The 25,889-nt window shown below is 70.9% G+C and carries 20 protein-coding genes and 1 tRNA gene; 13 read left to right on the top strand and 8 right to left on the bottom strand.

Features of this window, described 5'->3' with window-relative positions:
* A complete protein-coding gene (locus AC3ANS_RS10710; protein WP_488296145.1) occupies positions 1–1,212 on the bottom strand; it encodes a hypothetical protein in 1,212 nt (403 codons plus the stop codon).
* 75 nt (positions 1,213–1,287) lie between these two features.
* Here AC3ANS_RS10710 and fadD1 point away from each other — a divergent pair, with 75 nt between their 5' ends.
* Together fadD1 and AC3ANS_RS10700 are read left to right on the top strand one after the other, a co-directional pair.
* Entirely contained in the window at positions 1,288–2,901 is a 1,614-nt protein-coding gene (gene fadD1, locus AC3ANS_RS10705) for a fatty-acid--CoA ligase FadD1 (protein WP_488296144.1), read from the top strand.
* A 90-nt stretch (positions 2,902–2,991) separates the two neighbouring features.
* Positions 2,992–4,494, top strand: a complete 1,503-nt coding sequence (locus tag AC3ANS_RS10700; protein ID WP_488296143.1) for an LCP family protein — start codon at positions 2,992–2,994, stop codon at positions 4,492–4,494.
* A 17-nt stretch (positions 4,495–4,511) separates the two neighbouring features.
* Here AC3ANS_RS10700 and AC3ANS_RS10695 read toward each other — a convergent pair whose 3' ends face one another.
* Positions 4,512–6,230, bottom strand: coding sequence for a CHAP domain-containing protein (locus tag AC3ANS_RS10695; RefSeq protein ID WP_488296142.1), 1,719 nt, complete (start codon positions 6,228–6,230; stop codon positions 4,512–4,514).
* Positions 6,231–6,404: 174 nt separating this feature from the next.
* On the opposite strand from AC3ANS_RS10695, the gene AC3ANS_RS10690 reads away from it, so the two are divergent.
* The 3 genes from AC3ANS_RS10690 to AC3ANS_RS10680 all read left to right on the top strand — a co-directional run bounded on the left by AC3ANS_RS10690 (position 6,405) and on the right by AC3ANS_RS10680 (position 10,616).
* A complete protein-coding gene (locus AC3ANS_RS10690) occupies positions 6,405–8,111 on the top strand; it encodes a long-chain-fatty-acid--CoA ligase (RefSeq protein WP_488296141.1) in 1,707 nt (568 codons plus the stop codon).
* Between the two features lie 59 nt (positions 8,112–8,170).
* Entirely contained in the window at positions 8,171–8,731 is a 561-nt protein-coding gene (locus tag AC3ANS_RS10685) for a GNAT family N-acetyltransferase (RefSeq protein WP_488296140.1), read from the top strand.
* A gap of 115 nt (positions 8,732–8,846) precedes the next feature.
* Positions 8,847–10,616, top strand: a complete 1,770-nt coding sequence (locus tag AC3ANS_RS10680) for an AMP-dependent synthetase/ligase (RefSeq protein WP_488296474.1) — start codon at positions 8,847–8,849, stop codon at positions 10,614–10,616.
* A 58-nt stretch (positions 10,617–10,674) separates the two neighbouring features.
* On the opposite strand, the gene AC3ANS_RS10675 is transcribed toward AC3ANS_RS10680, so the two are convergent.
* Positions 10,675–10,759: transfer RNA gene (locus tag AC3ANS_RS10675), tRNA-Leu, on the bottom strand.
* A 78-nt stretch (positions 10,760–10,837) separates the two neighbouring features.
* On the opposite strand from AC3ANS_RS10675, the gene AC3ANS_RS10670 reads away from it, so the two are divergent.
* Positions 10,838–12,184, top strand: coding sequence for a M20/M25/M40 family metallo-hydrolase (locus AC3ANS_RS10670; RefSeq protein WP_488296139.1), 1,347 nt, complete (start codon positions 10,838–10,840; stop codon positions 12,182–12,184).
* Between the two features lie 3 nt (positions 12,185–12,187).
* On the opposite strand, the gene AC3ANS_RS10665 is transcribed toward AC3ANS_RS10670, so the two are convergent.
* From AC3ANS_RS10665 to AC3ANS_RS10655, 3 genes are all read right to left on the bottom strand, one after another.
* Positions 12,188–13,351, bottom strand: a complete 1,164-nt coding sequence (locus tag AC3ANS_RS10665) for a GDSL-type esterase/lipase family protein (RefSeq protein ID WP_488296138.1) — start codon at positions 13,349–13,351, stop codon at positions 12,188–12,190.
* Between the two features lie 191 nt (positions 13,352–13,542).
* The gene (locus AC3ANS_RS10660; protein ID WP_488296137.1) at positions 13,543–13,761 is read right to left on the bottom strand and encodes a DUF5703 family protein; all 219 of its coding nucleotides are present in this window, start codon (positions 13,759–13,761) and stop codon (positions 13,543–13,545) included.
* Between the two features lie 11 nt (positions 13,762–13,772).
* Complete coding sequence (locus tag AC3ANS_RS10655) at positions 13,773–14,720, bottom strand: aldo/keto reductase (protein WP_488296136.1); 948 nt, start codon at positions 14,718–14,720, stop codon at positions 13,773–13,775.
* Positions 14,721–14,810: 90 nt separating this feature from the next.
* Between AC3ANS_RS10655 and AC3ANS_RS10650 the strand changes: the two genes are divergently transcribed.
* On the top strand, positions 14,811–15,632 hold the full coding sequence (locus AC3ANS_RS10650) for an undecaprenyl-diphosphate phosphatase (RefSeq protein ID WP_488296473.1): 822 nt from the start codon (positions 14,811–14,813) through the stop codon (positions 15,630–15,632).
* 10 nt (positions 15,633–15,642) lie between these two features.
* Here AC3ANS_RS10650 and corA read toward each other — a convergent pair whose 3' ends face one another.
* Positions 15,643–16,614 (bottom strand): magnesium/cobalt transporter CorA, encoded by a 972-nt coding sequence (corA, locus tag AC3ANS_RS10645; RefSeq protein ID WP_488296135.1) that lies wholly within the window; start codon positions 16,612–16,614, stop codon positions 15,643–15,645.
* A 32-nt stretch (positions 16,615–16,646) separates the two neighbouring features.
* On the opposite strand from corA, the gene AC3ANS_RS10640 reads away from it, so the two are divergent.
* From AC3ANS_RS10640 to mshC, 4 genes are all read left to right on the top strand, one after another.
* Positions 16,647–17,378 carry a histidine phosphatase family protein gene (locus AC3ANS_RS10640; RefSeq protein ID WP_488296134.1) on the top strand — a complete coding sequence of 244 codons (732 nt, stop codon included), beginning with the start codon at positions 16,647–16,649 and terminating at the stop codon, positions 17,376–17,378.
* Positions 17,379–17,387: 9 nt separating this feature from the next.
* Positions 17,388–17,960 (top strand): DUF3090 domain-containing protein, encoded by a 573-nt coding sequence (locus AC3ANS_RS10635; RefSeq protein ID WP_488296133.1) that lies wholly within the window; start codon positions 17,388–17,390, stop codon positions 17,958–17,960.
* On the top strand, positions 17,957–18,739 hold the full coding sequence (locus AC3ANS_RS10630; RefSeq protein ID WP_488296132.1) for an SCO1664 family protein: 783 nt from the start codon (positions 17,957–17,959) through the stop codon (positions 18,737–18,739). The genes AC3ANS_RS10635 and AC3ANS_RS10630 overlap by 4 nt, the downstream gene beginning before the upstream one ends.
* 140 nt (positions 18,740–18,879) lie before the next feature.
* A complete protein-coding gene (gene mshC, locus AC3ANS_RS10625; RefSeq protein WP_488296131.1) occupies positions 18,880–20,127 on the top strand; it encodes a cysteine--1-D-myo-inosityl 2-amino-2-deoxy-alpha-D-glucopyranoside ligase in 1,248 nt (415 codons plus the stop codon).
* A 262-nt stretch (positions 20,128–20,389) separates the two neighbouring features.
* Here the strand turns inward: mshC and AC3ANS_RS10620 are convergent, their stop codons facing one another.
* Positions 20,390–21,238, bottom strand: a complete 849-nt coding sequence (locus tag AC3ANS_RS10620; protein WP_488296130.1) for a PAC2 family protein — start codon at positions 21,236–21,238, stop codon at positions 20,390–20,392.
* 132 nt (positions 21,239–21,370) lie between these two features.
* Here AC3ANS_RS10620 and metH point away from each other — a divergent pair, with 132 nt between their 5' ends.
* Complete coding sequence (metH, locus tag AC3ANS_RS10615; protein ID WP_488296129.1) at positions 21,371–25,117, top strand: methionine synthase; 3,747 nt, start codon at positions 21,371–21,373, stop codon at positions 25,115–25,117.
* Complete coding sequence (locus tag AC3ANS_RS10610; protein ID WP_488296128.1) at positions 25,110–25,769, top strand: HAD family hydrolase; 660 nt, start codon at positions 25,110–25,112, stop codon at positions 25,767–25,769. Before metH ends, AC3ANS_RS10610 begins: the two co-directional genes overlap by 8 nt.
* Positions 25,770–25,889: the final 120 nt, after the last annotated feature.

Raw genomic sequence — 25,889 nt, 5'->3', positions numbered from 1 at the left:
CTACACCGGGGTGATCGGCAAGGACCGCCGCGGCTCGAACGCGAACGCCGCGCCGGTGCTGAACCTGGTCACGGCCACCTCGCCCGCCTCGGGTGCCGGCTCGGCTCGACGGACGACCCGGGCCGTCCACTCCTCGTCACTGCCCGAGACCTCGACGTCGAGGTGGGCGTCAAGAGCCCGCACCGCCGCCTGCAGTGGCGCGACGCGCCCCGGCCCGCACAGCGCGATCCAGGCACCGTCGGCGCTGGCGGCCGACGGCCGGACGGCGAGCGTGTCGCCGCCGAGCACGGCGTCCACGTACGCCGCCGGGTTGAGGAGCGGGTGCAGCTCGAGCACCCGGAGCGGGTCGTCGAGGTCCAGCGCCCGGGCGATCCGCTCGGCGGCGATGCCGGCGATCCCCGTCAGCTGCTTGGTCATCACCTCGACGGCCTGCGCCTCGTCGACCGCGCGGCTGCGCACCGCGAGCCCGAAGGACAGGTTGAGCAGGTGCATCTGGACGCAGACCTCGTCGGCGATCCGCACCAGCGCGCTGTGCGAGAACGCCGCGAAGTCCACGTCGCTCAGCAACGGGCCGGAGTAGTCGGCGGCACCGTCCTCGGAGGGATCGATCGGGTCGAGCTCGAGGGCCGCGGCCCGGGTCCGCTCGATGACGAAGTACGGCGCGAGCGGCTCGACCGGAGGATGGGCGTCGTCGATGGTGACCGTCCACGCGCAGTGCGGGTGCCGGTCGGCAGGGGTCCGCGGCGGCCGGTGCACCGGCCGCACCTGGGCCCGCGGGTTGGTCGCGACGGCCGTGGCGTCGAAGGTCGGGTCCTCGATGTCGTGGCACATCGAGACGACGTACTCCTCGCCCATCGGCTCGACGTCCATCAACGCGCCGCAGTGGTCGAGGCGGAACGTCCCGTGCCACGGGTCCTCGACGTCGTAGCGGAAGTCCATGAACTGCGGCGGCGCCCCGATGTCGAGCTGCAGCCCCTTGAAGATCGTGACGACGTCGGTGCCCTCGTAGCCCAGGGCCCGCTGCATCCGCCGGGTGTAGATCGGGCTGGAGCCGGCCCACTCCTCGATCGCGACCCGCGCCATCTCCTCGCGCCCCCAGGCCGAGATGCACCAGGCCATGCCCGAGCGGTCGATGAGCTGGCCGATGAGCAACAGCTCGGGGACGAGGGTCGCCAGCTCGTTGCGGGTCAGCCTGGCGTAGCGGCTCGGCATGGGCGCTCCGGAGAGGAAGGAACTAGAACGTGTTGCAGAGTAGCCGATCGTCGCCTAGTTTGACGCGCGTCAAACATGCTCGACGACGAGGCAGAGGACAAGGGAGACGACGTGGCGGAGACCGTCCAGCAACTGCTTCGGGAGCGAGCCGCTGACGACCACACCGGCGTGCGGTACGGCGACCGGGAGTGGACGTGGCGCGAGCACGTCGCCGAGTCCGAGGCGGTCGCCGCGGCGCTCATCTCGATCGCCGACCCGGACCGTCCGCTGCACGTCGGCACGCTGCTCGGCAACACCCCGGACATGCTCCGGGCGATGGCGGGGGCCGCGCTCGGCGGCTATGTGCTGTGCGGCATCAACAACACCCGCCGGGGCGACGGCCTGCTCGCCGACATCCGCCGCGCCGAGTGCCAGCTGCTGGTCACCGACGCCGAGCACCGGCCCCTGCTGGAGGGCCTCGACCTCGACGGGGTCCGCGTGCTCGACACCGACAGCGTGGAGTGGGCGGACCTGGTCGCCGGGGCGGGCCCGCTGACGCCGTACCGCGAGGTCGGCGCGATGGACACGTTCATGATGATCTTCACCTCCGGCACCAGCGGCGATCCGAAGGCCGTGCAGGTCAACCACCTCATGGTCCTGTTCGCCGGGCTCAACCTGCAGGGTCGCTACGGCCTCGGCCCGGCCGACGTCTGCTACGTCTCGATGCCGCTGTTCCACTCCAACGCGGTGGTGGCGGGGTGGAGCCCTGCAGTCTGCGGCGGGTCCACGATCGTGCCGGCGAAGTTCAGCGCGTCGGGATTCCTCGACGATGTACGACGGCACGGCGTGACCTACATGAACTACGTCGGCAAGCCGCTGGCCTACGTCCTCGCCACGCCCGAGCGACCCGATGACGCGGACAACACCCTGCGCGTGGCGTTCGGCAACGAGGCCAGCGACCGCGACATCGAGGAGTTCAGCCGGCGCTTCGGGTGCGAGGTGTGGGACGGGTTCGGGTCCACCGAGCTGGCCGTGATCATCACCCGCGAGCCGGGGACACCCCGAGGCTCCATCGGCCGCGGCGCCGAGGGCGTCGCGGTCTACGACCCCGAGACCCTCACCGAGTGCGAGGTCGCCGCCTTCGACGAGCACGGTGCGCTCACGAACGCCGACCGCGCCGTGGGGGAACTGGTCAACACCCAGGGCGCCGGCTACTTCAGCGGCTACTACAACGACAGCTCGGCCAACGAGGAGCGGCTGCGGCACGGCATGTACTGGTCCGGTGACCTGGCCTACCGTGACGCGGACGGCTGGATCTACCTCGCCGGTCGTACGGCGGACTGGATGCGGGTGGACGGGGAGAACCTCGCCGCCGCGCCGATCGAGCGCGTCCTCCAGCGGCTGCCGCAGGTCAACCGGGTGGCGGTGTACGCCGTTCCGGACGCCCACGTCGGCGACCAGGTGATGGCCGCCGTGGTGCTCCGCGACGGCGTCGAGCTGGCACCCGGTGAGCTCGAGGCGTTCCTCGCCGCCCAGCCCGACCTGTCGGCCAAGGCGTGGCCACGCTACGTGCGGATCGCCCCGGACCTGCCGAGCACGGCCACCAACAAGGTCCTCAAGCGCGAGCTCGCGGCGCAGGGACCCACGCCCGGCAACGGCGTGCTGTGGACCCGCGCCGAGCGCGGGCACAGCTACGGCGCGGCGACGTGACCCGCGCTGACCTCGACCTGGCCTCGGCCTGACATTGCCCTGACATTGCTGCGATAGCCTCGGGCCCGGATTTCGGCCGGGAGGGTGCAGATGTCGGGACCGGAGCAGACGCTCCTCCCGTCCGCACGCCCTGATCCCTCCGGCCCCCGGTCCTCCGGTCGGCACCGGGCGCCACGCAGCCCCGGGAACCACCGGTTCCGGCGGGCCCGGACGCTGGCCGGCGCCCTCGGCGTCACGGTGATGACCGCCGTGGTGCCCGGCAGCGGCTACCTGTGGACCCGCCGCCGGCTTGGGTACGCCGTGCTGGTGCCGTTCCTGGTCGGACTGGTGCTGGTCGGGCTGTATGCCCGCAGCCTGCACCGGCTCGTCGACTTCGCCTTCGACCCTGCCCGCCTGCGGGTGGCGGCGGTGGTGATCGCGGTCCTGTTCCTGGCGTGGGCGTTCGTGGTGGCCACGACGTACGTCATGGCCCGTCCCCGCGGGATGAGCCGGCTGGAGAGCGGCCTGGGCACGCTGGTCGTGTGCCTGCTGTGCATCCTGGTCGGGCTCCCGACCTTCCAGGGCGTCCGGATCGCGGTGACCCAGGCGCACTTCGTCGCCACCGTCTTCGACGACGAGCACACCGCGACGACCCCCGAGGACGTCACCGAGGAAGACCCGTGGGCCGGCCGGGAGCGGGTCAACGTCCTGCTCCTCGGCGGCGACGGCGGGGTGGGCCGCACCGGCATCCGCACCGACTCGGTGATCCTGCTCAGCATGGACACCCACACGGGCAAGTCGGTGATGTTCAGCCTGCCGCGCAACATGATGAACGCGCAGTTCCCCGAGAACAGCCCGCTCCACGGCGTCTTCCCCGACGGCTTCCGCAGCACGGATCCGAACGCCGATCCCGGCAACTGGATGCTGAACGCGGTCTACAGCCAGGTGCCGGCGTTGTACCCCCACATCCTCGGCAACTCCGAGAACGAGGGCGCCGACGCGGTCAAGCAGGCGGTCGAGGGGAGCCTCGGCACGCACGTCAACTACTACGTGCTGATCAACCTGCTCGGGTTCCAGCAGCTGGTCGACGCGATCGGGGGCGTGACGGTGAACATCAACGAGCCGATCGCCATCAACGGCAACACCGACCTCAACATCCCGCCCACCGGCTACCTGCAGCCGGGGCCCGACCAGCACCTCGACGGCTTCCACGCGCTCTGGTACTCCCGGGGCCGTTGGGGCTCGGACGACTACGACCGGATGCTCCGTCAGCGCTGCATGGTCAGCGCGATCATCGACGAGGCCGACCCGCTCAACGTGCTGCGGCGCTACCAGGACCTGGCCAAGGCGGGGGAGGAGATCATGCGCACCGACATCCCGCGCAAGCTGATGCCGGCGTTCGTCGACCTCGCCCTGAAGGTCAAGGAGACCAAGGTCAGGTCCATGGCCTTCGTCTCCTCCGACAAGTTCTTCTCCGGCGATCCCGACTTCACGTGGATGCAGTCGGTGGTCGCGAACGCGCTCGCCCCGCACGGCCACGGCGGCGGCAAGAAGGACGACCCGGGCAAGGCGGTCCGCACCGACGACGCCTGCGGCTACCACCCGGTGAGCTGACGGCCCACCGGGGCCGGTCAACCCACCCGGATGGTCCGGGTGACGACTGCTCGGTCGACGGTGGCGCTGCCGGCGTACCGCACCGTCAGCGTGCGCTTGCCCTGCGGCAGGTCGGTCAGCCGGACGGTGGCGACCCCGTGGCGGAGCTCGACCTGCTGGGCGACCCCGGCGAAGCGGATGACCACGGGTCCTGTCGCCTCGGCGACCCCGGGAGCGGTCACGGTGATCGTGACCTTCAGGCTGTGGGAGGCGGACGTGGTCTCGAGGCGGACCCGCGGTGCGGACTTGATCACCGAGGAGCGCGGCGTCTCGAGCGCCGTGTCCACGTAGCCGGCACGCGAGAGCGTGACCAGCGCGGAGACCCTGGCGCCCAGGTCGAGCGCGGTGACCTGGTACGTCGAACCCGTGGCGTCCGCGATCGGGGTGCCGTCGCGCAGCCACTGCACGGCGACCTGGACGGCGGGGTCAAGGGGTGCGTACTGACCGGGGTCGACCGTGAGGGTCTGGCCGAGCTTGGCGAGGCCCTGCAGCGACGGCGCGGTGGTGATCACGAAGCTGCCGGGCGCTACCGGTGCGGTCGCGGCAGCAGGGGCCGTCACCGGGGCGTACCCGTCGCGACTGGCGGTGACCTGGGCGGTGATCGTGCGTCCGACCAGGTCGGGCCCGAGGTCCAGCGTGGTCCCCGTCGCATCGGCGATCGGCTGGCCGTCGGCGAACCACTGGTAGGCAAGCGTGGGCGCGGGGTTCCAGGTGCCGGGGGAGAGCGAGAGGGTGGAGTCGACCTTCGCCTCCCCACTGATCTGGGGTGCGGTGAGGTTCCTGAGCTGGCCGGGCTGGACCGGCAGGGTGGGCGCCGACGTGGCCGAGACCGTCGGGAGCCCCAGCTGGGAGGCCGTGGCCCGCACCGTCACCTGCTGGTCCAGGCGGGCCCGGGTGAGCCTGAGGGTGGCGTCGTCGGCGCCCACGATCGGCTGGCCGTCGGCGAACCACTGGTAGGCGACGTCCACCGCGGTGGGTCGCCACGCGCCCGGTGTAGCGCTGAGGACCGCGCCGACCTTGGGCGTGCCGGTGACCACGGGGAGCCCGGTGTTGACCAGCGCACGGTCGTTGAAGTGGACGAACCCGCTGGGCCAGTTGCCGCTGCTCCGGGTCACGACGGCCCAGGAGAAGTCGCCGTTCCAGCTGTCCTGCGAGATCACGATCTCGTCGGCCGAGACGACCTTCTCGACGTACGCCACGTGGCCCGAGGAACCCGCCGGTCCCGTGTTCGCCTTCCACCAGGCGACCGCGCCGACGAGCGGGACATCGTCGGTGATCGTGGACATCGCGGTGCCCCAGTAGGTCGCGTTCCCGCCACCCGACCACGGTCGCTGGTTGGGCAGGCCGCTCTTGACCATCCGGTAGGCCGCGTAGTTGGTGCAGTTGTGGCCGGCGTACATCCGCCAGTACATCGTCTTGTTGTTGGCGGAGTAACCCGCGTTGCCCATCCCGGCCTCGCGGCAGGCGTCGTAGCCCATGCACAGGTAGGCGCTGCGCTTGAAGACCGCCGACGGCTCGCCGCCGTCGAGGGCGCCCGCCTTGCCCCGGTCCCGCACTGCGGCCGCCGGTGACGGGGAGCCCGCGGGCGCGGCTGCGGCGATGGCGCCGGTCGCCGGGACGAGCGTGAGCAGCCCCGTGACCACGGCCCCGAGCAGGGCGGAGGTCAGGGGCGCCAGCAGGCGTCGACTCGTCGGCACGGGTGGGAGTCTAGGGACTGATGAGCCCTCTTGGGAACGAAGTGACCAAATTGTCAAGGAGACACGCCGAAGGAGAAGGTTAAAACTACAGCGGTGTAATTCGTGGTTCCGTGACCGCTGACCCTGAGAAGGGTGTGCCTACTAGGCTGCGGACCGACAAGAAACGAGGCCTGCATGCGACCCGACGAACGCCCCTGGGCGAGCAGCTACGCGCCCGGCGTGCCCCTGGACATCCAGGTGCCTGAGGAGACGCTGGTCGACCTGCTCGACGCCTCTGCGAGCCGCTTCTCGGCGCTCCCGGCTCTCGACTTCTTCGGGGCCACCACGACGTACGCCGAGCTCGCCGACCAGGTGGCCAGGGCCGCGGAAGGACTGCGCCGCCTCGGTGTCGGCCCGGGGGACCGGGTCGCGCTGGTGCTGCCGAACTGCCCCCAGCACGTCGTCGCGTTCTACGCCGCGCTGCGGCTCGGTGCGATCGTGGTCGAGCACAACCCGCTCTACACCGAGGAGGAGATGGCCTTCCAGCTCGGTGACCACCGGCCGACGGTGGTCGTCGCGTGGGACAAGGTGGCGACGATGGTGCGCGGCATCGTCGAGCCGCTCGGCGTCCGCGCCGTGCTCTCGGTCAACCTCCCCTCGGCCCTGCCCCGGCTCAAGCGGCTCGCGCTCCGGCTGCCGGTCGCCCGAGCCGCCGCAACGCGCTCCGCGATGACCGGGCCCGCCCCGGGCATCGACCGCTGGGAGGCGCTGCTGCGCGGCCCGGCGCTCGACCGGGCGCATCCGCGCCCGGCGACCGGCGACGTCGCGCTCCTGCAGTACACCGGCGGGACGACCGGACGGCCCAAGGCCGCCGTACTCACCCACCGCAACCTGCGCGCGAACGCCGCCCAGGGTCGCGCTTGGATGCCCGGGCTCGTCGACGGGCACGAGGTCGTCTACGCCGTGCTGCCGCTGTTCCATGCCTACGGGCTCACGCTCTGCCTGACGTTCTCGATCAGCATCGGAGCGACGCTCGTGCTGATGCCCCGCTTCGACGTGGACATGGTGCTCGAGGCGATGGCGCGCCGGCCGGCGACCTTCCTCCCGGCGGTGCCTCCCGTCTACGAGCGCCTCGCGTCGGCGGCCCGTGAGCGCAGTGCCGACCTCACCACGATCCGCTACGCGATCTCCGGCGCGATGTCCCTCCCCGCGGCGACCGCCGAGCTGTGGGAGTCGGAGACCGGGGGACTCCTGGTCGAGGGCTACGGGATGACCGAGACGTCCCCGGTCGCGCTCGGCAACCCCGCGGGCGATGCCCGCCGGATCGGGGCGATCGGCGTGCCGTTCCCCTCCACCGAGGTCCGTGTCGTCGACCGGCACGACTCCTCGCGCGACCTGGCTCCCGGGCAGGAGGGCGAGCTGTTGCTGCGCGGCCCCCAGGTGTTCAGCGGCTACTGGGAGCGGCCCGCCGAGACCGCCGAGGTCGTGCTGGCCGACGGCTGGATCCGCACCGGCGACGTGGTCGTCATGGACGAGGACGGCTTCTTCACGATCGTCGACCGGATCAAGGAGCTGATCATCACCGGCGGCTTCAACGTCTACCCGAGCGAGGTCGAGCACGCGCTGCGCGAGCTGCCCGAGGTCGCCGACGCGGCGGTGGTGGGCATGCCCTCGGGTCGCGGCGACGAGGACGTGGTCGCGGTCGTGGTGCTCGAGCCGGGCGCCACGCTCGACGAGCAGGCGGTCCGAGACGGCTGCCGCGAGCACGTCGCGGCGTACAAGGTCCCGCGCCGCGTCTATGCCGTGGAGGAGCTGCCGGTCTCGATCATCGGGAAGGTCCTGCGCCGCCAGGTCCGCGACGAGCTCGAGGCGCGACTGGCGGGCTCGCCGCCGACGGCGTGACGGGCGTCGCAATCCACCGGTCGAGGAGTCTCCCGTCCCCTAGATTGGGGACACAGGAGGTGCGCGAGGTGTTCGCCGAGGCGGTGCTCAAGGATGGCACCCGCGCGCTCATCTGGGACCTGGTCCCCGGCGATCGCGAGGCGATCCGTGACGGCTACGAGCAGCTCTCCGACGAGACCCGCTTCCACCGGTTCCTCGCCGCGGTGCCGCACCTGACCGACACGATGCTCGACCATCTCGTCGACGAGGTCGACGGCGTTGACCATGTGGCGCTCGCGCTCGTGGTGGTCGACGAGGACGGGCACGGAGTCCCTGCGGGCGTGGCACGGATGATCCGCTACTCCGACAAGTACGACGCTGCCGACGTCGCCGTGACCGTGATCGACGAGTGGCAGCGCAAGGGCGTCGCGAGCGCGCTCCTCGATGAGCTGATGCGACGCCGGCCCGCGGGAGTGACCCAGCTCATCACGACCGTGACGGCCGACAACACCGCGTCGCTGGCGATGCTGCGACGGCTCGGTGACACGGTGGCCGAGCCCGCCGGACCGAACCGGCTCGACGTGGTCGTGCATCTCCCGGCCCCTGAGACAACGGTCACACCTGAGGACGAAATCCTCTAGTGCCACCCCTGCGGCCGGATGAGTGTGGTCGCATCCGGAGGAGGGTGGCAGCGTGAGTGACACGACGACGTGGAGATCAGGCGCCCGCGCCGACCAGGCGGCGTCTCTGGCCCGGATGTTCTACGACCGGGTGGCCGCCACCCCGGACCTCGAGGCGTTCCGGTTCCCGGTGGCCGACGGCTGGCGCTCGGTAACCTGGAGGCAGACCGGGGAGACCGTGCGCACCCTGGCCGCTGGACTGCTGGCGCTCGGCATCCGGCCCGAGGAGCGAGTCGCGATCCTGAGCGGCACGCGGGTCGAGTGGCTCGAGGCGGACCTCGCGATCATGTGCGCAGGCGGGGCGACCACCACGGTCTATCCGACCACCGGCGCCGACGACGTGGCGTTCATCCTCGCCGACAGCGGGTCGCGGGTGGTGTTCGCCGAGGACGACACCCAGATCGCCAAGCTGCGAGCGCGCCGCGACCACCTTCCCGACCTGGTCCGGGTCGTCACCTTCGACGGCCAGGCCGACGGGGAGTGGGTGCTCAGCCTGCCGGACCTGGTCGCACTGGGAGCGCGTCATCTGGTCGACCACCCGGGGGCGGTCGACCAGGCCGTCGCCGCCATCGGTCCCGAGGACCTCGCCACACTGATCTACACCTCGGGGACGACCGGCCAACCCAAGGGCGTGGAGCTGCCACATCGCTGCTGGACCTACATCGGTGCCGCCGCCGGCGATCTGGAGATCCTCTCGGCGGACGACCTCCAGTTCCTGTGGCTGCCGCTCTCGCACTCCTTCGGCAAGATGCTCGAGGCCGTCCAGCTGCAGATCGGCTTCCCGACCGCGGTCGACGGCCGGCTCGAGCGGATCGTGGACAACCTCGCCGAGATCCGACCGACGTTCATGGCCGGCCCGCCGCGGATCTTCGAGAAGGTGCACGCCAAGGTCGTGCAGACGATCCAGGAGGAGGGCGGCGTCAAGCACCAGCTGTTCCGCTGGGCGTTCCGGGTCGGTGACGAAGTCGCTCGGCGCCGGGTCGACGGGCTTCCCGCTTCGCGCCTCCTGGCGGCGCAGCACGCCGTCGCCGACCGGATCGTGCTCCACAAGATCCGCGAGCGCCTCGGTGGCCGGATCCGCTTCCTGGTCTCCGGGAGCGCGGCGCTCTCACCCGACGTGGCGCGCTGGTTCCACGCCGCCGGCCTGCTGGTCCTCGAGGGTTACGGACTCACGGAGACCAGCGCCGGGACCTGCCTGGTGCTGCCGGCGGACCCGGTGTTCGGGTACGTCGGCAAGCCCCTCGCCGACACCGAGGTCCGGATCGCGGGCGACGGCGAGATCTTCGTGCGCGGGCCGGGCGTCATGCGTGGCTATCACCACCTGCCGGAGGCCACGGCCGAGGTGCTGAGCGAGGACGGCTGGTTCGCCACGGGTGACGTCGGTGAGCTCGACGCCCAGGGACGGCTCCGGATCACCGACCGCAAGAAGGACCTGATCAAGACCTCGGGCGGGAAGTACATCGCTCCGCAGGCCATCGAGATCATCTTCAAGGCCGTGTGTCCGCTGGCCAGCCAGATGCTGGTCCACGCCGACGGCCGCAGCTACGCAACGGCCCTGATCACGCTCGATCCGGAGGCGCTCGCCCAGTGGGGGAAGGCGGAGGGAATCGCGGCGACCGACTACGAGACGCTCGCGGCGAGCCCGCAGGTCCACGACTACGTGGAGGCCTGCGTGGCGGAGCTGAACACCCGGCTGAACCGCTGGGAGACGATCAAGAAGTTCCGGATCCTCGACCACGACCTCAGCGTCGAGAACGGTGAGCTCACGCCGAGCATGAAGGTGCGCCGCAAGGTGATCGAGACGACGTACCGCGAGCTGATCGACTCGATGTACGCCGCGCTCTGAGGCTCGCCTCGGACGCAGAAGACCCCGCCCCAGCGAGCTGGGACGGGGTCTTCGTCGGTGTCCGAGGGGGGACTTGAACCCCCACGCCCTATACGGGCACTAGCACCTCAAGCTAGCGCGTCTGCCAATTCCGCCACCCGGACGAGTGCGGGTGGAACTGTAGCAAAGGCCGAGGGCATTCCCCGCATCGGGCCGGTGGTCCCGGGTGACATGCTGAGGCCATGGCTCTGGACCCCACCAACGACAGCTCGCAGGCTGCCCACGACCCCGCGGCCGAGGTCGTCGATCTGTGCCGCGAGCTGATCCGGATCGACACCTCCAACTACGGGGACGAGGACGGCCCGGGGGAGCGCAAGGCGGCCGAGTACGTCGCCGCCCTCCTCGACGAGGTGGGGATCGAGTCCCGCCTCGTCGAAGGCGAGCCCGGCCGCACCTCGGTGCTCGCACGGTGGGGCGGCACGGGTGGCTCCGGTGACGCCGAGAAGGGCGGGTTGCTGCTGCACGGCCACCTCGACGTCGTACCGGCCGAGGCGCAGGACTGGCAGGTCGACCCGTTCGCCGGCGAGGTCCGAGACGGGTACGTCTGGGGCCGGGGCGCGGTCGACATGAAGGACTTCGACGCGATGCTGCTCTCCGTGGTGCGGGCCCGCCAGCGCGCCGGCCGGGTGCCGGAACGACCGATCACCTTGTGTTTCACCGCCGACGAGGAGGCCGGTGGGCATCGGGGCGCCCAGGTGCTCGTCGACCAGCACGCCGAGGAGCTCGAGGGCTGCACCGACGCCGTCGGCGAGGTGGGTGGCTTCAGCGCGACCGTGCGAGGACGCCGGGTCTACCTGATCGAGGCGGCCGAGAAGGGCATGGCGTGGATGCGCCTGACCGCCCGCGGCAGCGCCGGCCACGGCTCGATGATCAACCCCGACAACGCGGTGACCCGGCTCGCGGGGGCCGTGGCACGCATCGGCGCGCACGACTGGCCGGTGCGGCTCACCCCGACCATGCGCACGTTGCTGGCCGCGGTCGCCGAGCTTGCGGGCACCGAGGCGACACCGGACAACGCGCCGCAGCTGATCGAGGAGTTCGGCGGCGCGGCGCGGATGCTGGGAGCGGTCCTGCGCAACACCGCCAACCCGACCATGCTCGGCGCGGGCTACAAGGTCAACGTCGTCCCGACCGAGGCGACCGCCCATGTCGACGGTCGCTTCCTGCCCGGCTACGAGGACGAGTTCTTCGCGACACTGGCCGAGCTGGCGGGGGAGGGCGTCGACATCGAGCACGTCAGCCACCAACAGCCGTGGGAGTCGCCGTACGACGGAGACGTCGTGGACGCGATGACGCGCTCGATCCTCGCCGAGGACCAGGACGCCGTCGTCGCGCCGTACCTGATGAGCGCCGGCACCGATGCCAAGCACTTCCGCCGGCTCGGGCTGCGCTCCTACGGGTTCGTGCCGCTGCGGCTGCCCGGTGACCTCGACTTCACCGCGCTGTTCCACGGGGTGGACGAGCGGGTGCCCGTGGACGCGCTGGAGTTCGGTGCCCGGGTGTTCGACCGGTTCCTCGACGAGGTCTGAGGCTCACGCCCGCGCGAACGGTCCTCCGGGCCCGAACACCAGCCGGCCGAACCGTTCGCCCATGATCCGGTGGGTCGCGGCGTCGGGGTGGAGCTGGTCGGGCAGCGGCCTCTCGTCGTGGTCGGCGGCGCCGTACAGCTCGAGGCCATCGAGGTAGTGCAGATGGGGGTCCTCGCCGGCCCGCTCGCGGACGATGCGGGCGAGCTCGCCGCGGATCATCCGCAACGAGAGCTTGCCGGTCGCGCACTCGGCGGGGTCGCCCAACGCCACGAACCGGACGCCGCCACCCGTCAGGTCCGGGGCGCTCGGGCCCGGGGTGTCCTCGTGCACGGGGCAGCAGATCGGGGACACGACGACCAGCGGCGTGTCGGGGTGGCCGTCGCGGATGGTGTCGAGGAAGCCGTGCACGGCAGGGCCGAACGCGCGGATCCGCATCAGGTCGTGGTTGACGACGTTGATGCCGATCTTGACGCTGATCAGGTCGGCCGGGGTGTCCCGCATCGTGCGGGCCACGAACGGGTCCAGGAGCGCGCTGCCGGCGAGGCCGAGGTTGACCAGCTCGACGCCACCCGCGGCCGAGGCGAGGGCCGGCCAGGTCGTCGACGAGCTCTCGGCGCTCGAGCCGTGGCTGATCGAGCTGCCGTGGTGCAGCCACACCGGCCGCCCGCTCTCGGGAGCCGGCTCGACGGGTGCGTCGGTGCGCAGCGCGACCACCTCGGTCACCTCCGAGTACGGCAGCCAGAGCTCCACGTCCTTCGGGCCCGGCGGCAGCCGGTCGAAGACGACCGAGCACACCCCGCCCGGTTGGACGTCCGCCGCTCCGGTCGCCATGTCGATCGTCACCAGGTGGCCCGTGGGGGCCACGGCCCGCGACGCCAGCCGTCCGTCGACCACGAGGTCGTAGACGCCGTCCGGACGGTCGGACAGACCGGCGTACGTCAGCTTCGTGGCAAGCACGTCCAGCTCGATGCTGGTGGCGGCCGTGCGGAACACCAACCGCACCCCTGAGGGCTGGGCCTCCGCCATCGCGAGTTGCCCGTCGGCACACTGGGCCCGCGCCCACCCCGGCAACCGGTGCGGCCGCAGCCCTCGCTCGGTCTGCTCCAGCTCGATCGCGCCCCGCACCAGCTCGGGCGTCACGGGGGTGGTGACCACCGGTCTGCTCATGGACCCAGTCATGGCTCCAGCCTGGCAACCACCGGTCGCGCCGGCAACGCCACCACGCCCCACCACGCCCACCACCTTCGATCCGCCCCGCCGGCCGTGGTCAGAAGGGACGTCGTTTGGTCACCAACGACATGGTTTCCGGAGTCATTTCTGTCGTTGGTGACCAAACGACAGAGATCTGCCCCGGGGGATCAGGCGGTGCGGACGGCGCGGATGATCTTGCGGCGCAACACGACCCGGCGGGTGCCGTCGGAGGTGATACGGACCCGGTGAAGCTCCCAGCCGCCGTGCTCGGCGCGCTCGACGAGGAGCTTGGTGACGACGTTGCGCGAGTACTCCCGCGAGAAGGTCACCCGGTCGAACTCCCACTCGACAGCCCGCGGGGGAGGTCGGTGAAGCGTCGGGCTCATCGAGGCCCCCCTCAGTCCGCGGAGACGTCGTCGAGGGCGGCGGTGATCTCCGCGGGCAGGCTCAGCTCCTCGACCCCGAGGGCGCCACGCAGCTGGGCGGCGGTCCTGGCGCCGACGACCGGCGCGGTGACACCGGGCCGGTCACGGACCCAGGTGAGCGCGACCTCGAGCGCGCTCCAGCCGAGACCGTCCGCGGCCCGGACGACCGCCTCGACGATGCCGGCGGAGCGCTCGTCGAGGTAGGGGTTGACGAAGTTCGCGAAGTGCGAGGACGCGGCCCGGGAGTCCGACGGCGTGCCGGTGCGGTACTTGCCGGTCAGCACGCCCCGGCCTAACGGCGACCACGGGAGCACGCCGAGCCCCAGCGCACCGGCCGCGGGCAGCACCTCCTGCTCGACGGCCCGGTTGAGCAGGGAGTACTCCACCTGGGTGCTGGCGAGCGGCGTACGCCCCGGCACCGCGTGCTGCCAGGTCGCGGCCTGCGCGGTCTGCCACCCGGAGTAGTTCGAGATGCCGACGTACGACGTGCGCCCGCTCTGCACGGCCGTGTCCAGAGCCGCCAGCGTCTCCTCGAGCGGCGTCTCGTCGGACCAGATGTGCACCTGCCACAGGTCGACGTGCTCGACGCCCAGCCGGCGCAGCGAGGCGTCCAGGGTGGCGAGCAGGTGACCGCGGGAGGTGTTGTACTCCCGGCCGCCTCGGCGCGCGGTGATGCCGGCCTTGGTGGCGAGCACCACCTCGTCGCGGGCGACGACGTCGCCGATCAGGGTGCCGATCAGCTCCTCGGAGGCGCCGTTGCCGTACCCGGCCGCGGTGTCGACGAGGGTGCCGCCAGCCTCCGCGAACGCGATCAGCTGGTCGCGGGCCTCGTGCTCGTCGGTGTCGCGACCCCAGGTCATGGTCCCGAGCGCGAGGCGGGACACGGTGAGGCCGGTCGATCCGACACGCCGCTGCTGCATGGCGACAAGGTAGTCGGCGACACCACACCCGTGCGCACCGGCACGCCCAGCGGACGATCGTCGAGTTCCGGCCGTAGAGTTCCCGCCGTGGTGGACTTCCTCCAGGCCGTCGTGCTCGGGCTCATCCAGGGTCTGACCGAGTTCCTTCCGATCTCCAGCAGCGCGCACCTGCGGATCTACCCCGAGATCTTCGGGTGGGGCGACCCCGGAGCCGCGTTCACCGCGGTGATCCAGATCGGCACCGAGCTGGCCGTCGTGCTGTTCTTCCGCAAGGACATCTGGCGCATCGGCAAGGCGTGGGTGCTCTCGCTGTTCCGCCCGGAGTACCGCGGTCACCTCGACGCCAGGATGGGGTGGTTCATCATCACCGGCTCGGTCCCGATCGTGGTGCTCGGGATCCTGCTCAAGGACGTCATCGAGCAGGACTTCCGCAGCCTGTGGCTGATCGGCACCACCCTGATCGTGCTCGGTCTGATCCTCGGGTTCGCCGATCGCGTGGGCGGCACGGACAAGACGATCAAGCAGATCTCACTACGCGACGCGGTCCTCATGGGCCTGGCGCAGGCGCTCGCGCTGATCCCGGGCGTCTCCCGGTCGGGCGCGACCCTGTCGATGGGCCGACTGCTGGGCTACGAGCGGGAGGCCGCCACCCGCTACGCGTTCCTGCTCGCGATCCCGGCGGTGATCGGTGCCGGGGTGTTCGAGCTCAAGGACGTTCCAAACGGCGACAACCTCTACGGCTGGGGCCCCACGATCGTCGCGACCGTGGTGTCGTTCGTGGTCGGGTACGCCGCGATCGCGTGGCTGCTGCGCTACGTCACCACGCGCTCGTACACGCCGTTCGTCCTCTACCGGGTCGCCCTCGGAGCGACCACGCTGATCCTGGTGGCGACCGGCGTCATCGCTTCCTGAGTCCGCTGGGCTACAGCCACCCGGAGCGCTTGAACCACACCCACAGGGCCCCCGAGGTGACCACCATCAGCAACAGCGCGAACGGGTAGCCATAGGCCCAGTCGAGCTCGGGCATGTGGGTGAAGTTCATGCCGTAGACGCCGGCGATCAGGGTCGGGGCGGCCACCAGCCCGACGGCCGCCGAGATCTTGCGCATGTCGTTGTTCTGCTGCACCGAGATCTGCGCGATGTGGGCGTCGAAGGCGGTGGAGAGCAGGGTGTCCAGGGTGTCGACGGTCTCCGCCGCGCGGGCCAGGTGGTCGGCGACATCGCGGAAGAACGGCGCGGCCTCCGGCGGGACGCCGTCCACCGCACCGGCCCCGAAGCGGTGCATCGGCTCCTTGAGCGGCAGCACCGCCCGGCGTACCTCCGCGATCTCCCGCTTGAGCGTGTAGATCCGTGCCGAGTCGTTGGTCCGCTCGTCGGAGAAGACCGATGCCTCGATCTCGTCGACGTCGACGACCAGCTCGTCCACCACGGCGGCGTACCCGTCGACGACGCGGTCGCACACGGCGTACACGACCGAGGCCGGACCGTGGATGAGCACCTTCTCGCGCTGCTCGAGGTACTCGCGCGCCGAGTGGAGCTCCGAGCCCTGGCCGTGACGCACCGTCACCACGAAGTCGGGGCCGACGAACATCGCGATCTCACCGGTCTCGACCGCGTCGTCCTCGTCGACGTACCAGAGCGTCTTGAGGATCAGGAACAGCGAGTCGTCGTAGCGCTCGAGCTTCGGTCGTTGGTGGGCCTTCACGGCGTCCTCGACCGCGAGGGGGTGGAGACCGAAGATCTCGGCGACCTCAGCGATCTCCTCGTCCCCGGGCTGATGCATGCCCACCCAGAGGAAGTCGCCGTCGCGGTTGGCGCGCTCGCGCAGGGCCCGGCAGTCGGTGCCACCGTCGACCCGGGCGCCGTGCCGGTACAGGGCGCAGTCGACGATCACGGGCCCACCGTAGCCCCACTACAGTCCACGGCATGGCAACGGTGATCCTCGTCCGACACGGCCGGACGACGGCCAACGCATCGGGCACCCTCGCCGGTCGCACCCCCGGCGTACGGCTGGACGACACCGGCGCCGCCCAGGCCACCCGTGCGGGCGAGCGGATCGCCGGAGTGCCACTGGCCGGGATCGTCAGCAGCCCCCTCGAACGCTGCCGCCAGACGGCGAAGGCGATCTCGGCCGCGCGGTCCGAGCCGGTCCGGATCACCACCGACCGGGGCATCACCGAGTGTGACTACGGCGCCTGGCAGGGTCGCACGCTCAAGGAGCTGGCCAAGGAGAAGCTCTGGTCGCTGGTGCAGACCCAGCCGTCGGCGGCGGTCTTCCCCGACGGGGAGTCCATGTCGGCCATGCAGGCGCGCGCCGTCACCGCCGTACGCCGTCACGACGCCACCGTCGAGGCGGAGCACGGCCCGGGAGCGGTCTGGGTGGCCGTGAGCCACGGCGACATCATCAAGTCCGTCCTGGCCGACGCGCTCGGGATGCACCTGGACCTGTTCCAGCGCCTGCACGTCGACCCCGCGTCGATCTCGGTGATCCGCTACACCGGGACCCGCCCCTACGTGCTGGCGACCAACACCCACGCCGGCGACCTGTCCTGGCTGGCGCCGCCGCCCTCCGGCAAACGGCCCCGGGCGGCGCGCTCGACCGGCGCCGACGTCGGTGCCGCCGTCGGTGGCGGGGCCGGGCCTTCGGGCACGTCCTAGGGTGTGGTCATGCCAGTCGTCCACGGATTCGATCCCCCGGAGCGGTTCGTCGCGGGCACCGTCGGACCGCCCGGTCAGCGGACCTTCTTCCTGCAGGCGCGCACCGGCACCCGCCTGGTGAGCGTCGCACTGGAGAAGCAGCAGGTCCAGGCGTTGGCCGAGCGGGTCGACGAGCTGCTCGACGAGGTGATGGCCACCCAGGTCGAGGGCATCATCCCCGCGGTCGCGCCGTTCGGCCTCGAGGACTCCGCTCCGTTGGAGCAGCCGATCGAGGAGGAGTTCCGGGCCGGCACGATGACGTTGTCGTGGGATCCGTCCGACGAGCGGGTGGTGATCGAGGTGTTCCCCTACAGCGAGGCCGCCGTGATCACCCCCGACCAGATCGACGAGGACTTCGAGGAGCCCGAGCCCGACGAGGTGCTCGTGGTGCGGCTGCCGGCCGGGCCGGCACGGGCCTTCGTGCAGCGCGCCGAGCAGGTCCTGGATGCGGGGCGGCCGAGCTGCCCGTTCTGCGGCAACCCGATCGACCCGGACGGCCACCTCTGCGTGCGCGCCAACGGCTTCCGGCGCCGCGATCCGTGACCACCGACCGGGGTGAGGCCGGGCTCGACCTGGTCGGGGGCGAACTGGTGCTCCACGGCCGCGTGATGCCGGCGTCCAACGCCACGTTCGTCGGGGAGATCGCCGGGATCCGGGTCGTCTACAAGCCGGTCGCGGGGGAGCGTCCGCTGTGGGACTTCCCGGACGGGACCCTCGCCGACCGGGAGCGAGCGGCGTACCTGGTCTCCGAGGCGTTCGGCTGGAACGTCGTCCCCGAGACCTGGTTGCGCGGTGGCCCGCACGGACACGGCATGGTCCAGCGCTGGCAGGAGCCTGACGACGAGCAGGTGGCCGTGACGCTGGTCCCCGAGGGCGAGGTGCCGGAGGGGTGGCGACACGTGTTCGACGGGCTCGACGGGCACGACCGGCCGATCTCGCTGATCCACGAGGACTCCGCCCCGCTGCGCCGGATGGCGGTCTTCGACGTGGTGGTCAACAACGCCGACCGCAAGGGCGGGCACGTGCTCGAGATGACCGACGGGCACCGGTACGGCGTGGACCACGGAGTCACCTTCCACACCGACCCCAAGCTGCGCACGGTGCTCTGGGGGTGGCTCGGCGAGGAGCTGAGCGCCGAGGAGGTCGCGGTGCTCCGCCGGGTGGCGGCCGACGTCGGCGGTTCCCTCGGCGACGTGCTGGCACCCCATCTCAGCGACCTCGAGATCGATGCGCTTCGGCGCCGCTGCACACGGCTCGCCGACCGGGCCGTCATGCCCTCGCCGCACGGGGAGTGGCCCGCGATCCCGTGGCCGCCGTTCTGAGCTGCCCCGGCCTGAGCCTGCGAAGGCCGGGGCCCAGCAGCCAGGTCGAGTAGTCCCGCGACCGACGCAGGAGGTCGCGACCGGCGTATCGAGACCGAGCCCGTCTCGAATCCAGTCCGACCCCGGCTAGGCTTCGCGGCATGCGAGCCTGGCCTGCCCCGGAGATCTCGACCCTGCCGGTGCTGGGACCGGCGGTGTCGTTGCACGACACCGCGTCGGGTGCGAAGGTGACCACCACGCCGACCGGCCCCGCGCGGCTCTATGTCTGCGGGATCACGCCGTACGACGCCACCCACCTCGGCCACGCGGCGACGTACGTCGCGTTCGACCTGCTCAACCGGGCCTGGCGCAACGCCGGCCACGAGGTGACCTACGTCCAGAACGTCACCGACGTCGACGACCCGTTGCTGGAGCGTGCCGACAAGGTCAACGTCGACTGGGTCGAGCTCGCCGAGCGCGAGACCGAGCTGTTCCGCCAGGACATGGCGGCGCTGCGGGTGCTGCCTCCGGACCACTACATCGGTGCCGTCGAGTCGATCCCGCTGGTGATCGAGCTGATCCAGCGGCTCGAGGCGGCCGGGACCGTCTACCGGGTCGAGGACGACCTCTACTTCTCGGTCACGGCCGACCCCGCCTTCGGCGCCGAGTCGGGCTGGGACCGGGCCACGATGCTCGAGATCTACCCCGAGCGGGGCGGCGACCCCGACCGCCCCGGCAAGAAGGACCCGCTCGACTGTGTCGTGTGGCGCGGCCGGCGCGAGGGTGAGCCGTCGTGGGAGAGCCCCTGGGGCCCTGGGCGGCCGGGCTGGCACGTCGAGTGCACCGCGATCGCCCAGCGCCACCTCGGCGGCGCCTTCGACGTGCAGGGCGGCGGCCGCGACCTGGTCTTCCCCCACCACGAGATGTGTGCGGGCCATGCCCAGGTCGCCGTGCCCGGCACGCCGTTCGCGCAGGTCTACAGCCACGGCGGGATGGTCGGCTACGACGGCGAGAAGATGTCGAAGTCGCGGGGCAACCTGGTCTTCGTCTCGGCGCTGCGCAACAGCGACGTCGACCCCATGGCGATCCGCCTGGCGCTGCTGCGCCACCACTTCCGCTCCGACTGGGAGTGGACCGACGACCAGCTGTGGGCCGCCGTCGACGATGTCACCCGGTGGCGGCGTGCGTTGTCCCTGGGCGCCGGCGCACCCGCCGCTCCCGTCGTCGAGGAGGTGCTCGCCGCGATCGCCGACGACCTCGACGCCCCCCGCGCCGCCGCGGCGGTCGACCGCTGGGTCGCGGCGACCCTCGGCACCGACGGCCTGGCCGACACCAGCGACCCCGGCGCCGGCGCCCAGCTGCTCGCCGCCCTCGACGCGGCCCTCGGCCTCGCTCTCTGGCTCACCTGACCGCCGCTTCCGCAGCTCTGGCCGCGCGCCGGAGTTCTCCGCGGTTTGGTCACCAACGACAGCTGGGAGCGATCCCAATCCGTCGTTGGTGACCAAACGACAGCAGTTTTGTCCCGGAGCGGATCGAGTGACGCCAGCCGATGGATCCGTGCGGTTTGGTCACCAACGACAGCTGGGAGCGATCCCAATCCGTCGTTGGTGACCAAACGACAGGAGTTCTGGACAGGGGCCGCTCCAGGACCCGCTCAGCGGCGGATCGGGGTCACTCGTCGCCTTGGCGACGCTTGAGGTAGCGCTCGAACTCGCGGGCGATGGCCTCGCCGGAGGCCTCGGGGAGGTCGGTGGTGTCGCGCGTCTCCTCGAGCGAGCGGACGTAGTCGGCGATGTCCTCGTCTTCCTCGGCGAGCTCGTCGACACCACGTTCCCAGGCGCGGGCGTCCTCGGGCAGGTCGCCGAGGGGGATGCTGACCTCGAGGAGGTCCTCGAGCTGGCCGATCAGCGCGAGCGTGGCCTTCGGGCACGGCGGTTGGGCGACGTAGTGGGGGACAGCAGCCCAGTAGGAGACGGCCGGCACGTCGACGCGGACGCAGGCGTCCTGGAAGACACCGACGATGCCCGTCGGGCCCTCGTACGTCGACTGCTCGAGCTTGAGCCGGTCGACCAGCTCGGGCTCGGTCGCCGTGCCGGTGACGGGGATCGGTCGCGTGTGCGGGGTGTCCGCCAGCAGCGCGCCGAGCGTCACGACGAGCTCGCCGCCGAGGTCGTCGCAGGCCGTCAGGAGCTCCGCACAGAACTGCCGCCACTTCATGTTGGGCTCGATGCCGCGGATCAGGATCACGTCGCGGTCGAGGTCGGGCGGCGAGGCAATGGCGATCTGGGTGCTGGGCCAGGTGAGCCGGCGGTGGCCGAGCTCGTCGGTGCCGACAACGGGTCGGTTGACCTGGAAGTCGTAGAAGTCCTCGGGGTCCACGGCCCCCACGGTCCGCGCGCCCCACACCTGGATCAGGTGGTCGATCACCGAGGACGCCGCGTCGGCGGCGTCGTTCCAACCCTCGAACGCGGCGATCACCACAGGGTCCACCAGGTCCGGGACGTCCTCGAGCTCGATCACCGCTCCAGCCTAGTAGCGCTACCCGAGGGCGTGAGGATTTCCCGGCGGCCGAGCCGCGATGTCACGATCTGGATGTGGGGTCCAGTTCGTGGACACGGTTCCTACGCTGGAGACACGCCGCCCTCCGGGTGGATGAGAGGAGTCGCATTGTCCCCGTCACCGCACCTGCGCCCGGATCTGACCGAGGAGCTCACCCGAGCCCTCCGGGATCGGATCATGGTGCTCGACGGAGCGATGGGTACGGCGATCCAGCGGGACCGGCCCGACGAGGCGGGCTACCGAGGTGAGCGGTTCAAGGACTGGCCGAGCGACCTGGTCGGCAACAACGACCTGCTGACGATCACCCAGCCCGACATCATCGCCGGCATCCACCGTGAGTACCTCGAGGCCGGCGCCGACATCATCGAGACCAACACGTTCAACGCGAACGCGATCTCGCTGGCCGACTACGGCCTGCAGGACCTTGCCTACGAGCTCAACCGCGAGGCGGCACTGCTGGCGCGGCGCGAGGCCGACGCAGTCGCCACACCGGACCGACCGCGGTACGTCGGTGGCGCCCTCGGGCCGACCACCCGCACGGCATCGATCTCCCCGGACGTCAATGACCCCGGGGCGCGCAACGTGACCTTCGACCAGCTGGTCGCGGCGTACCTCGAGGCCGCCCGCGGGCTCGTGGACGGCGGGTCCGACCTCCTCGTGATCGAGACGATCTTCGACACCCTCAACGCCAAGGCCGCGATCTTCGCCGTCGAGACGCTGTTCGAGGAGCACGGCCGGCGCTGGCCCGTGATCATCTCCGGGACGATCACCGATGCCTCCGGACGCACTCTCTCCGGTCAGGTCACCGAGGCCTTCTGGAACTCCGTGCGGCACGCCCGGCCCCTCGCGGTCGGCCTCAACTGCGCCCTCGGCGCCAAGGAGATGCGGCCCTACATCGCCGAGATCTCCCGGATCGCCGACACCTTCGTCTCCTGCTACCCCAACGCAGGCCTCCCCAACGCGTTCGGTGAGTACGACGAGGCCGCGGAGGAGACCGCCGCGATCATCGAGGAGTTCGCGACCGCAGGCTTCGTGAACCTGGTCGGCGGCTGCTGCGGCACCACGCCCGCTCACGTCGCCGCGATCGCCCGGGCAGTGGCCGCCAAGCCGGTCCGCGAGCTGCCCGACGTACTGCCCGCCCTGCGGCTCTCGGGTCTCGAGCCGTTCGCGGTCACCGACGACAGCCTGTTCGTCAACGTCGGCGAGCGCACGAACATCACCGGTTCGGCCCGCTTCCGCAAGCTCATCAAGGACGGCGACTACGACACCGCTCTGTCGGTCGCCGCGCAGCAGGTCGACAACGGTGCGCAGGTCATCGACGTCAACATGGACGAGGGCATGATCGACGGCGTCGCGGCGATGGACCGCTTCACCCGTCTGATCGCCAGCGAGCCCGACATCAGCCGGGTGCCGGTGATGGTCGACTCATCGAAGTGGGAGGTCATCGAGGCCGGCCTCAAGAACGTGCAGGGCAAGCCGATCGTCAACTCCATCTCGATGAAGGAGGGCGAGGACGCGTTCCGCCAGAACGCCCGCCTGTGCCGCAAGTACGGCGCCGCCGCGGTGGTGATGGCCTTCGACGAGGACGGCCAGGCCGACAACCTCGAGCGCCGCAAGGCGATCTGCGAGCGCGCGTACCGGATCCTCGTCGACGAGGTCGGCTTCCCACCCGAGGACATCATCTTCGACCCGAACGTGTTCGCGGTCGCGACCGGCATCGAGGAGCACGCGTCGTACGGCCTGGACTTCATCGAGGCCACCCGCTGGATCAAGCAGAACCTGCCCGGCGCCAAGGTGTCGGGCGGCATCTCCAACGTCAGCTTCTCCTTCCGCGGCAACAACCCCGTGCGCGAGGCGATCCACGCCGTCTTCCTCTACCACGCGATCGGCGCGGGCCTCGACATGGGCATCGTGAACGCCGGTGCCCTGGTGGTCTACGACCAGGTCGAGCCCGAGCTGCGAGAACGCATCGAGGACGTGGTGCTCAACCGCCGTCCGGACGCCGCCGAGCGGCTGCTCGAGATCGCCGAGGCCCACAACATCACCGGCGAGGCCGCGGAGGTGGCTGCCGAGGAGTGGCGCGGGCTGCCGGTGGGGGAGCGGATCACGCACGCTCTGGTGAAGGGCATCGACGCCCACGTCGAGCAGGACACCGAGGAGCTCCGTCTCGAGATCGCCGCCCGCAACGGGCGCCCGATCGAGGTCATCGAGGGCCCGCTCATGGACGGCATGAACGTCGTCGGCGACCTGTTCGGCGCCGGCAAGATGTTCCTCCCACAGGTCGTGAAGTCGGCGCGGGTGATGAAGAAGGCCGTTGCCTACCTGATCCCGTTCATCGAGCAGGAAAAGGTCGACAACCCCGAGTACGCCACCGCCAAGGACACCAACGGCACGATCGTGATGGCCACGGTCAAGGGCGACGTTCACGACATCGGCAAGAACATCGTCGGCGTCGTCCTTCAGTGCAACAACTTCGAGGTCGTCGACCTGGGCGTGATGGTGCCGGCCCAGAAGATCCTGGACACCGCGGTGGAGATCGGCGCCGACGCCGTGGGGCTCTCCGGGCTGATCACCCCCTCGCTCGACGAGATGGTCAACGTCGCGGCCGAGATGCAGCGCCGCGGGCTCGAGATCCCGTTGATGATCGGCGGTGCGACCACCTCGCGCGCCCACACCGCGGTGAAGGTCGACGGCAAGTACGACGGCCCCGTGGTCTGGGTGAAGGACGCCTCGCGGTCGGTCCCGACCCTCGCCGCCCTCCTCAGCCCGGCGCAGCGACCCCAGCTGATGGCCGACATCAAGGTCGACTACGACGCGCTGCGCGCGCGGCACTCCACGAAGCAGGACCGGCCGATGGTCGCGATCGAGGAGGCGCGCGCCAACCGCACTCCGATCGACTGGTCGGCGTACACGCCTCCCGCCCCGCGGGTGCCGGGCGTCACCGTGCTCGAGGACTACGACCTGGGCGAGCTGCGCGAATACATCGACTGGCAGCCGTTCTTCAACGCGTGGGAGCTGAAGGGGAAGTTCCCCGACATCCTCAACAGCCCGTCGACCGGTGAGACCGCCCGGGGCCTGTACGACGACGCCCAGGCGATGCTCGACCGGATCGTCGAGGAGAAGTGGCTCACCGCCAACGCCGTGTTCGGGTTCTTCCCGGCCCACGCGGTCGGCGACGACATCGAGGTCTACACCGACGACTCCCGCTCGGAGGTGCTGACGACGCTGCACAACCTGCGCCAGCAGGGTGAGCACCGTGACGGCGTGCCGAACCGCTCCCTGGGTGACTTCGTGGCGCCGCGTGACACCGGCCTCCCGGACCACGTGGGCGCCTTCGCGGTCACGGCCGGCCTCGGCGCCCAGGACCGGATCCTGGCGTTCAAGGCACAGCACGACGACTACTCCGCGATCATGCTCGAGGCGTTGGCCGACCGGTTGGCGGAGGCGTTCGCGGAGCGCCTCCACCAGCGGGTGCGCACCGACTTCTGGGGGCACGCGCGCGACGAGGAGCTCGACAACGAGGCGCTCATCGCCGAGCGGTACGACGGCATCCGTCCGGCGCCGGGCTACCCCGCCTGCCCCGAGCACACCGAGAAGCGGACCCTGTGGGGGCTGCTCGACGTCACCGCCAACACCGGCATCGAGCTCACCGAGGGGATGGCGATGTGGCCCGGGGCAGCGGTGTCCGGGTGGTACTTCAGCCACCCACAGTCGCAGTACTTCGTCGTGGGCCGGATCGGCCGCGACCAGGTCGCCGACTACGCCGACCGCAAGGGCTGGACGCTGGCCGAGGCCGAGCGCTGGCTCTCGCCCAACCTGGGCTACGACCCCGATGACTGAGCGGTCAGACCTGCCCGCGGCCGTTCTGTGGGACATGGACGGGACGCTGGTCGACACCGAGCCGTACTGGATCGACACCGAGTACGCGCTCGCCGAGAAGTACGACGGACGCTGGAGCCAGGCCGACGCGATGAACCTGGTCGGCAACGACCTCATCTCCTCGGGGCACTACATCCGGGAACACATGGGCATCGACGTCAGCCCTGAGCGGATCGTCGAGGAGCTCCTCGACGGCGTCGTCGCCCGCGTCGAGCGCGACGTACCGTGGCGTCCCGGCGCCGTCGACCTCCTGGACCGGGTGCGTGCCGCCGGGGTCCCGTGCGCGTTGGTGACGATGTCCTACGAGCGCTTCGTGGCGCCGATCCTGTCGCGGCTGCCCGCGGAGACCTTCCGCGTCGTCGTCACCGGCGACCGGGTCGAGCAGGGCAAGCCGCACCCCGAGCCGTACCTCACCGCGGCCGCTGCACTGGGTCTGGCCCCCGAGCGCTGCCTGGCGATCGAGGACTCCAACACCGGGGCCAAGTCCGCCGAGGCGGCAGGGTGCCTGGTGCTGGTCGTCGAGAACCATGTGCCGGTGCTGCCGAGCCCCCGGCGCGTCTTCGCGGACACGCTCGAGGGCCTCGACCTCGGCGAGATCTGGTCCCGGCAGTGACGGCCGCCCGCGGGCAGTGACTAGTCGATGACTAGGGAATGACTAGTCGCGGAGCGACGAGGTCCTAGTACCACCGGACAATGGCGGGCGGCCCTCGCGACGTCAGAGGATAGGGACATC

The organism is Nocardia sp. 149-1B, assembly GCF_057747975.1.
This window is presented reverse-complemented; position numbering and strand designations above follow the sequence as displayed.

Excerpts from the sequence above, each read along its gene's own strand:
- AC3ANS_RS10655 (WP_488296136.1), bottom strand. The coding sequence starts at position 14,720 with ATGCAGCAGCGGCGTGTCGGATCGACCGGCCTCACCGTGTCCCGCCTC.
- fadD1 (WP_488296144.1), top strand. The coding sequence starts at position 1,288 with ATGCTCGACGACGAGGCAGAGGACAAGGGAGACGACGTGGCGGAGACC.
- AC3ANS_RS10665 (WP_488296138.1), bottom strand. The coding sequence starts at position 13,351 with ATGAGCAGACCGGTGGTCACCACCCCCGTGACGCCCGAGCTGGTGCGG.
- AC3ANS_RS10610 (WP_488296128.1), top strand. The coding sequence starts at position 25,110 with ATGACTGAGCGGTCAGACCTGCCCGCGGCCGTTCTGTGGGACATGGAC.
- AC3ANS_RS10670 (WP_488296139.1), top strand. The coding sequence starts at position 10,838 with ATGGCTCTGGACCCCACCAACGACAGCTCGCAGGCTGCCCACGACCCC.
- AC3ANS_RS10700 (WP_488296143.1), top strand. The coding sequence starts at position 2,992 with ATGTCGGGACCGGAGCAGACGCTCCTCCCGTCCGCACGCCCTGATCCC.
- AC3ANS_RS10635 (WP_488296133.1), top strand. The coding sequence starts at position 17,388 with ATGCCAGTCGTCCACGGATTCGATCCCCCGGAGCGGTTCGTCGCGGGC.
- mshC (WP_488296131.1), top strand. The coding sequence starts at position 18,880 with ATGCGAGCCTGGCCTGCCCCGGAGATCTCGACCCTGCCGGTGCTGGGA.
- AC3ANS_RS10640 (WP_488296134.1), top strand. The coding sequence starts at position 16,647 with ATGGCAACGGTGATCCTCGTCCGACACGGCCGGACGACGGCCAACGCA.
- AC3ANS_RS10660 (WP_488296137.1), bottom strand. The coding sequence starts at position 13,761 with ATGAGCCCGACGCTTCACCGACCTCCCCCGCGGGCTGTCGAGTGGGAG.
- metH (WP_488296129.1), top strand. The coding sequence starts at position 21,371 with ATGAGAGGAGTCGCATTGTCCCCGTCACCGCACCTGCGCCCGGATCTG.
- AC3ANS_RS10710 (WP_488296145.1), bottom strand. The coding sequence starts at position 1,212 with ATGCCGAGCCGCTACGCCAGGCTGACCCGCAACGAGCTGGCGACCCTC.
- AC3ANS_RS10680 (WP_488296474.1), top strand. The coding sequence starts at position 8,847 with ATGTTCTACGACCGGGTGGCCGCCACCCCGGACCTCGAGGCGTTCCGG.
- AC3ANS_RS10690 (WP_488296141.1), top strand. The coding sequence starts at position 6,405 with ATGCGACCCGACGAACGCCCCTGGGCGAGCAGCTACGCGCCCGGCGTG.